The organism is Clostridium fallax, from assembly GCF_900129365.1.
Lineage (GTDB): Bacteria > Bacillota > Clostridia > Clostridiales > Clostridiaceae > Clostridium_AH > Clostridium_AH fallax.
In genome coordinates, this window is record NZ_FQVM01000056.1 from 1 (window position 1) to 2,615 (window position 2,615).

Genomic DNA, 2,615 nt, shown 5'->3' on the forward strand with positions numbered 1-2,615 from the left:
TTCTGCCCTTACTCATAATGGACACATCCTTTCTTAACTAAATATTATTTTACTTAGTTCGACTTAATGTGTCCACTACTTTATACTAACACCATACTCACCAGTTCTAGTGTCTATTCTTATAACGTCTCCTTCATTTACAAAGATTGGAACGTTTATTATAGCACCAGTTTCAACTGTAGCTGGCTTAGTAACATTTGTTGCAGTATTTCCTTTAACTCCTGGTTCAGTTTGAGTTATTTGTAACTCAACAAAGTTTGGAGCTTCAACTGAGAAAGCTTCTCCTTTGTAGAATTTTATTACTGCAAACATATTTTCTTTTAAGAACTTTATTGCATCTTCAACTTTTTCAAAGTTTAGTGGAATTTGCTCAAAAGTTTCTTGATCCATGAAGTAATAAAGTTCTCCATCTGAATAAAGATATTGCATTTCTTTTCTTTCTATTACTGCTTCTTGTAATTTTGCAGTTGGGTTAAAAGTTGTATCTGTAACTCCACCTGAAATAACATTTCTTAATTTAGTTCTTACAAAAGCTGCACCTTTTCCTGGTTTAACATGTAAAAAGTCCACAACAGTGAACACTTGTCCATCTAATTCAAAAGTTGTACCTTTTCTTAAATCTCCTGCTGATATCATTAAAGTATCCCTCCAAAATCTAATAATTCATTTATATTATAACCCTTAAAGGTAAAATAATACTTAGCGTTTATCATAAAATAACTCTAAAGCTTCTACTCCTAATATGTATGAGTTATAGCCAAAACCACTTATAACTCCTACTGCACCTTCGCCAGTTATAGATTTCTTTCTATACTCTTCTCTTTTATATATATTAGAAAGATGTACCTCAACTACTGGTATATCAATAGATTTTATAGCATCTAAAATTCCAATACTATAATGAGAATAAGCTGCAGGGTTAATAACTATACCATCATAAAAACTATTAGCTTCTAAAATTTTGTTAATTATTTTTCCTTCTTCATTGCTCTGAAAAAAGTCTATATCATGGTTTTTAAAGTTATTTTTTATAACATTATTTATTTCATCTAATGTCATTTTTCCATATATATTTGGTTCTCTTATACCTAACATAGATAAGTTAGGTCCATTAATTATTAATATTTTCATAATATCACACCATTTGAGTTAATATTCCACAACAATGCTATTTTATCAAATGAGTTAAATAAATGCAATTATTTTCATTAAAATTCGCTATTGATAATCCCTCTTAACTTTAACATTACCCCTTTTTCATCCAAATCATCTTCTTTTATAATATAATCTGCCTTATTATATATATCTTTTCTTTTATTATAAATTTCTATTAAGTTTTTCTTTATGTTATTCTTTAATAAAGGTCTTTTTCCTAAATTCTTTCTTTTTAAAAGACTTTCTAATGATTTACAAAGATAAATAGTTACTCCTGATTTCTTTAATTCTTTTAAATTATCATTATATATAGGCATTCCACCACCAGTTGCAACTATAGTATCTTTTAAATAGCATAATTTTTCATTAACTAATTTTTTCTCTAAATCTCTAAAATATTTTTCTCCTTTTTCTTCAAAAATTAAACTTATAGATTTTTTTTCTATTTTCTCAATCTCACTATCTGTATCTAAAAAAGAATATCCTATTTCTTTAGATATCTTTTTTCCTATGGTAGTTTTTCCAGCTCCAGGCATTCCAATTAAATATATAATCATTTTTTACTCCTTTAATTGCACTTTTAATCTTAGATTTAAAATATTATCCTTGTAATCGCCAAAGTAATCATTAATCTTAAATCCTAAATCATTTAGATAATAGATTTTCTCTTTAATATCTTTTATATTGCTAATAGAAACCAATTCTGCTCTCCATAATATTTCATTTTTTTCAATGTTTTCTATAAAAAATTGATTTTCTAAAGAAAATACTTTATTTAAGATTTCATAATTATTATCTTTCTTTTCTAAAATTGTTTCAACTGCTATTTCTTCATTTAAAGATTTTACATTAATTTTTTCTAAAATAATTCCTTGAATTAAAAATATGCAAATCAAAGTAACCTCACAAAATATTATAAAATATTTAATCATATTTTATATCTACCTTTATCTTATATAAAGATTTTTCATTACTTTCTATTCTCTCTATTTTATTAACTATAAAAAATTCCCTTGAAGAATTATAAATTTTAATTATATCTTGAGGTTCTCCATATATTTCTATATCTTCTCTTTCTATCTTAAACTCCTTATCTTCACCTAAATTTTCTAAATAGTTAAGCTTTAATATAAGATTATTATTTTCATGCCTTTCTTCTTTATAAGTATTCTCATTTTCTTTTATAAGATTCTTATCCTCATTATAAATATCTAACTTTAATAATATATTTGGTAAAAAAAGAACATTTATAAGAACTAAAACCATAAGGTATCTTTTACTTTTTTTAATCCACTCTTTATTTTTCTTATCTACATACCATTTAGGATAAAACCCTTTATATTTTTTACTTATCATATTTTATATTATTTTAACCTCCATATCAGTTATATAATCTTTAATCTCTTCTAATATTTCATGTATTTTTCAAATAGAATTTTTTCATGAGCTGCATGTTGATC

Annotated in this window: 5 protein-coding genes; all 5 read right to left on the minus strand. The window is 24.7% G+C overall.

Translation table 11 applies throughout. From position 1 onward, the window contains the following. Positions 1-75 precede the first annotated feature (75 nt). The 5 genes from efp to BUA70_RS12805 all read right to left on the minus strand — a co-directional run bounded on the left by efp (position 76) and on the right by BUA70_RS12805 (position 2,511). Positions 76-636 (minus strand): elongation factor P, encoded by a 561-nt coding sequence (efp, locus tag BUA70_RS12785; protein ID WP_072897886.1) that lies wholly within the window; start codon positions 634-636, stop codon positions 76-78. A gap of 63 nt (positions 637-699) precedes the next feature. Further along, the gene (gene aroQ / locus BUA70_RS12790; protein WP_072897889.1) at positions 700-1,131 is read right to left on the minus strand and encodes a type II 3-dehydroquinate dehydratase; all 432 of its coding nucleotides are present in this window, start codon (positions 1,129-1,131) and stop codon (positions 700-702) included. 77 nt (positions 1,132-1,208) lie between these two features. Further along, positions 1,209-1,712, minus strand: coding sequence for a shikimate kinase (locus BUA70_RS12795; RefSeq protein WP_072897892.1), 504 nt, complete (start codon positions 1,710-1,712; stop codon positions 1,209-1,211). A 3-nt stretch (positions 1,713-1,715) separates the two neighbouring features. Next, positions 1,716-2,087, minus strand: coding sequence for a hypothetical protein (locus BUA70_RS12800; protein WP_072897894.1), 372 nt, complete (start codon positions 2,085-2,087; stop codon positions 1,716-1,718). After that, a complete protein-coding gene (locus BUA70_RS12805) occupies positions 2,080-2,511 on the minus strand; it encodes a hypothetical protein (RefSeq protein ID WP_072897897.1) in 432 nt (143 codons plus the stop codon). Before BUA70_RS12805 ends, BUA70_RS12800 begins: the two co-directional genes overlap by 8 nt. Positions 2,512-2,615 lie beyond the last annotated feature (104 nt).

Excerpts from the sequence above, each read along its gene's own strand:
- efp (WP_072897886.1), bottom strand. The coding sequence starts at position 636 with ATGATATCAGCAGGAGATTTAAGAAAAGGTACAACTTTTGAATTAGAT.
- aroQ (WP_072897889.1), bottom strand. The coding sequence starts at position 1,131 with ATGAAAATATTAATAATTAATGGACCTAACTTATCTATGTTAGGTATA.
- BUA70_RS12795 (WP_072897892.1), bottom strand. The coding sequence starts at position 1,712 with ATGATTATATATTTAATTGGAATGCCTGGAGCTGGAAAAACTACCATA.
- BUA70_RS12800 (WP_072897894.1), bottom strand. The coding sequence starts at position 2,087 with ATGATTAAATATTTTATAATATTTTGTGAGGTTACTTTGATTTGCATA.
- BUA70_RS12805 (WP_072897897.1), bottom strand. The coding sequence starts at position 2,511 with ATGATAAGTAAAAAATATAAAGGGTTTTATCCTAAATGGTATGTAGAT.